This window comes from Albidovulum sp. (assembly GCF_049646345.1).
In the GTDB taxonomy this organism is placed as follows: Bacteria; Pseudomonadota; Alphaproteobacteria; order Rhodobacterales; family Rhodobacteraceae; genus Albidovulum.
On record NZ_JBARVQ010000297.1, the window covers coordinates 1 to 5,638 of the forward strand.

Consider the following 5,638-nt stretch of genomic DNA (forward strand, 5'->3'; position numbering starts at 1 on the left):
GTACCGCGCCGTGCATTAACCGTATTTTCCCGTTCCGGGCGCAGCCTTTTCTCACCACGGCCCGTCGTCACACCGACGGGACGGGCCGCCAGCCACATTCGCAACGGAACGGACAGCGCCATGAAACAGCAACTCTTCGCCCTATCGCTTGGCTTCGGCGGGCTGATCCTCGCCACGCATCACGCTTTCGCAGAGGGCAGGCCGAACTGCGCCGCGCGCGATACAGTCGTCACGGAACTGGCTGACCGCTACGGCGAGACGCGCCACGGGATCGGACTGGCCGCCAACAATGCGGTGATGGAGGTTTTTGCCTCGGCGGAAACCGGAACCTGGACGATTACGGTGACACTCACCAACGGAATGACCTGCCTTATCGCCTCGGGCCAGAACTATGAGGCATTGGCCGAACATCTGCCCGCCGCAGGCAAAGGCGCCTGAACCATCTTTCGCAAGGCAAGGTGGGTTGAAACCCACCTTACAGGGCGCCCTCACCCGGTGACGGCAGACCAGAGATGTTTCAGTGAAACCGCCAGCAATGCCCAGGTGACCAGCCGGAAGAACAGATCCGCAGGCAGCACCTTGACCAGCCTTACACCGGCAAGAACCGCGAGGATCGCGGGCAGGGCCAGCACCGCTGCGATCTGCAGATTGGCCGGTGAAAGCTGGCCCAAAGCCCAGTAGGGCACCAGTTTCACCGCATTGACGAAGGTGAACAGCACCGTCGTCGTACCGGCGAAGACGGTCTTTTCCAGCTTCAGCGGCAGGACATAGACCTGATAGGGCGGCGCGCCCGCATGGCTGACGAAACTGGTATAGCCGGTCATCGCCCCCCAGAAGAGCCCCGGCCCCAGCGTCGCCCGTCGCCCCTGCCCTTCGGGCCGGAGCCGCAGGATCAGGCTCAGCGCAAAGGCCACGCCAATTGCGCCGACAATGCCGGTGACCAGCCGCTCGGGCACCGCCGCTGCCGTCAACCAGCCCAGCCCGATCCCCAGCACCGCCGCAGGCGCAAGGATCGCCAGAACCCGCCGGTCGAAGGCGCGCCGGTAGGCATAAAGCCCGATCATGTCCGAGGCGACATAGACCGGCAGCAGAAGCCCCGCCGCCGCGACCGGCGATATCACCAGCGCCAGCACCGGCACGGCGAGCATGCCGACAACCGGCAGGCCGCCCTTGGCCAGCCCGACCAGGGTTGCGGCAAGGATGGCCGCCAGCCAGAAGGCCTCTCCGCTCACGGTGCGGGCATCTCACGCAGCAGCCGGATGACAGAGCCGCGCCCGTCATTATAGGGATGCGGCCCGACGCGCATGGCGGCCCGGGCCTGCCAGGGTTCGGCAATCGCCGTACCACCCTTGAAGACGACCAGTTCGCAATCCTCAAAGACATGGGCCGATCCGTCGGTCTTGACCGGATCGTGCCAGGGGACAAAACAATCCTCGACCCATTCCCAGCCATTGCCGATCATATCGTAAAGACCGAAACCGTTGGGCGGATGCAGCCCGACCGGCCCCACCAGATCGGTCGTCCATTTCGTTGAACAGCCCCGGCACGCGGCATTGTCGATGCCGACGTCATCCCCCCAGTGATAGACCGTCGTCGTGCCCGCACGGGCCGCATATTCCCATTCCGCCTCGGTCGGAATGCGGTAGCTCTGCCCGGTCTTCGCGCTCAGCCACGCGGCATAGGCATTGGCGTCAATCTGGTCGATCCGCGTAACCGCCCAGTCAGGTCCGGCGCCATCGGCCCGCTCGGGCTTGCGCGGTGCAAGGCCCGTCAGCCGTTCCCAGTCGGGATCATCCTGCGCCCGGTCCCATTCGGCATAGGTCAGCTCATACCGCGCCAGAGCGAACGGATAGGCGATCCGCACCAGTCGGCGTGGACCTTCGCGATTGACGAATTTGAGCTGGCGGCGGATCGGCGGGCGGTCCCAGATATGCTCATAGCGCCCAGGTTCGAAGACGGGAGAGCCCATGAGGAACATGCCCGGACGGATCCCGACCATCTCGGGGCAGTCCGCGCAATCGCGAAAGCTGCGCCCTTCTTCCGTGACCGCTCCGCCCGGCTGGCGCAGCGGCAACAGCTGAGCCGCCACGAAGAGCCCCGCCGCCTTCGGGGCAGACAAGGGCCGACCGATATCGCCCTCGGAAACTGCCCGGTCCAGATCGCGCAAAGCGAACGTGGCCAGCGCCACCGACAGCCCGAACAGCCCCACGGTCACCACCAGCAGCCAGACCAAGCCCCTAAAAACGCTTCGAATCCGCACATGCCCACCTTTCGTTTTATGGATTTATCCCTATCCGCCGCCACGGCCTGCGCCTAGCCCCCAGATATGCCGCAGCGCAGCGGACTTGCACGACAGGCCCGGAGGGGCTACCCAATGCCGCGACATTCACTGGACCCGGAGATACATCATGGCCAGACCCAAGATTGCCCTTATCGGCGCAGGTCAGATCGGCGGCACGCTCGCCCATCTCGCCGCGATCAAGGAACTCGGCGACGTCATCCTCTTTGACATCGCGGAAGGCACGCCGCAGGGCAAGGCGCTCGACATCGCACAGTCGGGCCCGGTCGAACGCTTCGACGCGAAGCTCAAGGGCGCAAATGATTACAGTGACATAGCAGGCGCAGATGTCTGCATCGTGACCGCCGGTGTGCCGCGCAAACCGGGGATGAGCCGTGACGATCTGCTTGGCATCAACCTCAAGGTCATGAAATCCGTGGGTGAGGGCATCAAGGCCAACGCCCCCGATGCGTTCGTCATCTGCATCACCAACCCGCTCGATGCGATGGTCTGGGCCCTTCAGCAGTTCTCGGGCCTGCCCGCGAACAAGGTCGTCGGCATGGCGGGCGTGCTTGATTCGGCCCGTTTCCGGCATTTCCTGAGCCTCGAATTCGACGTGTCGATGAAGGATGTCACCGCCTTCGTGCTCGGCGGTCATGGCGACACGATGGTGCCGCTGACCCGCTATTCGACGGTTGCGGGCATCCCGCTGCCGGATCTGGTCCAGATGGGCTGGACCACGCAGGACAAGCTGGACGCCATCGTCCAGCGCACCCGTGACGGCGGGGCCGAGATCGTGGGCCTTCTGAAAACCGGCTCGGCCTTCTACGCGCCTGCCGCCTCGGCCATCGAGATGGCCGAAGCCTATCTGAAAGACCAAAAACGCCTCCTGCCCTGCGCGGCCTATGTCGATGGCGCTTTCGGACTGAAGGGCATGTATGTCGGCGTGCCGACCATCATCGGCGCGGGCGGGATCGAACGCATCGTCGACATCAAGCTCAACGCCGACGAACAGGTGATGTTCGACAAGTCGGTCGATGCGGTGAAGGGCCTTGTCGCCGCCTGCAAGGACATCGACAACTCGCTGGCCTGAGACCCCGACCTAACGCGATTTGAAGGGGCGCTTCCAGCGCCCCTTTTTTCAGCCGGGTGACGCCGCAAAGGGTGGCCGTGCACTGCGGCTGGCGATGGCGCAAGGCCACGACAGCACCTGCCCATCAACCACACAACTACCCCTTGCGCAGGTATCGGCCGTCATGTCTCCTGTACGGGCCAGTCGGGGAGCACAGCATGTATACAGTCATCGGAACCAGCCAGAGCCGCACCGCGCGTGTCCTGTGGACGCTGGAAGAACTGGGGCTGCCTTATGACCATATCGCAGCGCCCCCCAGATCCCAGGGCGTTACCGAATTCAACCCGGCGGGCAAGGTCCCGGTGCTGATAGATGACGGCACGCCGATCACCGATTCCACCGCGATCATCCAGTATCTTGCCGACAAGCACGGGGCACTGACCCATCCGGCAGGCACGCTCGCCCGCGCCCGGCAGGACAGCCTTTCCCAGTTTCTGCTTGATGAGTTCGATGCCAATCTCTGGATGGCGGCCCGGCACAGCTTCGTCTTGCCGGAAGAACTGCGCCATGCCGCCGTCAAGAACACCTTGCGATGGGAATTCGAGCGCAGCCAGAAGACCTTGATGCAGCGCATGGGCGACGGCGCATTCCTGATGGGCGAGGTGATGACGGTGCCCGATATCATCCTCACCCATTGCGGAAACTGGGCGCTGTCAGCCCGGTTCCCGATCGTCGAACACCGGTTGACCGACTATCTTGCCCGCATGCGCAAACGGCCCGCCTTTCAGCGGGCCATGGCGCGTTAAGGGTCAGGGGCAAGCGGCCGTGTAACGGCGGCCATAGGCATCTTCATAGATGCAGTCGCCCGCCTTCTTGGACTGACCGATCAGAGTTCCGACCAGCGCACCAGCAGCGCCACCGACAATGGCACCTTCCAGCCGGTCATCGTCATCCGCCACCGCAGCACCGATTGCGGCACCGGCCAGTGCGCCGGTTCCCACCGCGCTTTGTTCCTGAGTCTGACAGGCCGCAAGCGTCATGGCAAACGGCAACACGAAAAGCATCTTGTTCATCGTAACCTCCAGAATCATTCTCTCTGACAATTAAGGCTGCGGCTGTGCCCGGGGGCTAGCCCACGCGAATGTGACAGGCGGTGCTCCGCCATCCGGAGCCGGAAGACGCCACTGACCTGAAATATTCGCAAGCCTGCGACAGGGGTCAGATCTCCGCGAAACGTCGCTTCATATCCTCAGCCGCCCATTGATACGGGGCCGGTCCGTAAGAGATACGCGCGACGCCAAGACCCGCCAATGCAGCCCGCCCCGGCCCTTTGCCTGAACACATCACGTTGACCGGCATGGAAACCGCGTCGCAGATCCTGCCGATAAGGTGAGGGTCGCCGAGACCGGGCACGAAAAACCCATTCGCGCCAGCGGTTTGGTAGGATTTCGCGCGCTCTGCCGCAGCGTCGATCAGGGCCGTGTGCCGGGCCGGATCGGATTCCTGCAGAAACAGGTCGGTACGCGCATTTATGAATAGCGGCACTCCTTCGGCATCCGCCATTGCCCGGATCGCCGCGATGCGTCTTGCCTGCTCTTCTGCCGAGAACAGCCCCTGCCCGCCGACATGCCGATCCTCAAAATTGATGCCCACTGCGCCAATGGCAATTATCCGCCGAAGATTGTCGGCAACAGCTTCTGGTGACGTGGCGTAACCACCCTCGAAGTCAATCGAAACGGGCAGGTCCGTGCTTTCGACGATCCGCCCGGCAATGGTCAGAAGCTGCTCCAGCGGCAGGACCTGACCGTCAGGATAGCCCTGTGCCGCGGCCACAGACTGGCCTGCTGCCGGTTTCGTGGACACCGAGATAAGGTGTTCATGAGATTGGAGAATAACGATGACGAGAAGAATATTCAGCGCCGAATTTAAGCATGAGGCTGCGCAGCTTGTTGTGTCGCGCGGTGTGAGCGTGGCGCAGGCGTCAAGAGATTTGGACGTGCATGCAACGGTGCTGCGCAGATGGGTTCGCGAATTTGGGTCAAGTGGCCGGGATGCGTTCCCCGGCAAAGGTCACCTGAGACCTGACGACGAAGAGTTGCGCAGGCTCAGGCGGGAAGTCGCGAAGCTGAAGGCGGAGCGTGACATCTTAAAAAAGGCCGCAGCCTTTCCGAACCGCAGCAGGCTCATCGGCGTGTGCCGCAGCCGGACGGTCATGACATTGTGGATATTGGGATTGATCGCGGTGACGATCCGCGCCGCCATGTACCAAAGCGGCGCGGTCAGGAGCC

General features: G+C 63.3%; 8 protein-coding genes. 4 read left to right on the forward strand and 4 right to left on the reverse strand.

What is annotated here, in order from left to right:
• Positions 1–120: 120 nt before the first annotated feature.
• Entirely contained in the window at positions 121–438 is a 318-nt protein-coding gene (locus tag WBB85_RS07425; protein WP_432637987.1) for a hypothetical protein, read from the forward strand.
• Between the two features lie 50 nt (positions 439–488).
• Here the strand turns inward: WBB85_RS07425 and WBB85_RS07430 are convergent, their stop codons facing one another.
• Positions 489–1,232, reverse strand: a complete 744-nt coding sequence (locus WBB85_RS07430; RefSeq protein WP_432637988.1) for a sulfite exporter TauE/SafE family protein — start codon at positions 1,230–1,232, stop codon at positions 489–491.
• Positions 1,229–2,233 (reverse strand): formylglycine-generating enzyme family protein, encoded by a 1,005-nt coding sequence (locus WBB85_RS07435; protein WP_432637989.1) that lies wholly within the window; start codon positions 2,231–2,233, stop codon positions 1,229–1,231. Before WBB85_RS07435 ends, WBB85_RS07430 begins: the two co-directional genes overlap by 4 nt.
• 175 nt (positions 2,234–2,408) lie before the next feature.
• Here WBB85_RS07435 and mdh point away from each other — a divergent pair, with 175 nt between their 5' ends.
• Together mdh and WBB85_RS07445 are read left to right on the forward strand one after the other, a co-directional pair.
• Positions 2,409–3,371, forward strand: coding sequence for a malate dehydrogenase (gene mdh, locus WBB85_RS07440; protein WP_432637990.1), 963 nt, complete (start codon positions 2,409–2,411; stop codon positions 3,369–3,371).
• A gap of 197 nt (positions 3,372–3,568) precedes the next feature.
• On the forward strand, positions 3,569–4,156 hold the full coding sequence (locus WBB85_RS07445) for a glutathione S-transferase family protein (protein ID WP_432637991.1): 588 nt from the start codon (positions 3,569–3,571) through the stop codon (positions 4,154–4,156).
• Between the two features lie 3 nt (positions 4,157–4,159).
• Here the strand turns inward: WBB85_RS07445 and WBB85_RS07450 are convergent, their stop codons facing one another.
• On the reverse strand, positions 4,160–4,423 hold the full coding sequence (locus WBB85_RS07450) for a YMGG-like glycine zipper-containing protein (protein ID WP_432637992.1): 264 nt from the start codon (positions 4,421–4,423) through the stop codon (positions 4,160–4,162).
• Positions 4,424–4,568: 145 nt separating this feature from the next.
• Positions 4,569–5,183: an isocitrate lyase/PEP mutase family protein gene (locus WBB85_RS07455; RefSeq protein WP_432637993.1), complete on the reverse strand. Its 615-nt coding sequence runs from the start codon at positions 5,181–5,183 to the stop codon at positions 4,569–4,571.
• 64 nt (positions 5,184–5,247) lie between these two features.
• On the opposite strand from WBB85_RS07455, the gene WBB85_RS07460 reads away from it, so the two are divergent.
• The coding region (locus WBB85_RS07460) for a transposase (protein WP_432637994.1) at positions 5,248–5,638 on the forward strand (391 nt) is incomplete at its 3' end.

Excerpts from the sequence above, each read along its gene's own strand:
- WBB85_RS07425 (WP_432637987.1), top strand. The coding sequence starts at position 121 with ATGAAACAGCAACTCTTCGCCCTATCGCTTGGCTTCGGCGGGCTGATC.
- WBB85_RS07445 (WP_432637991.1), top strand. The coding sequence starts at position 3,569 with ATGTATACAGTCATCGGAACCAGCCAGAGCCGCACCGCGCGTGTCCTG.
- WBB85_RS07450 (WP_432637992.1), bottom strand. The coding sequence starts at position 4,423 with ATGAACAAGATGCTTTTCGTGTTGCCGTTTGCCATGACGCTTGCGGCC.
- mdh (WP_432637990.1), top strand. The coding sequence starts at position 2,409 with ATGGCCAGACCCAAGATTGCCCTTATCGGCGCAGGTCAGATCGGCGGC.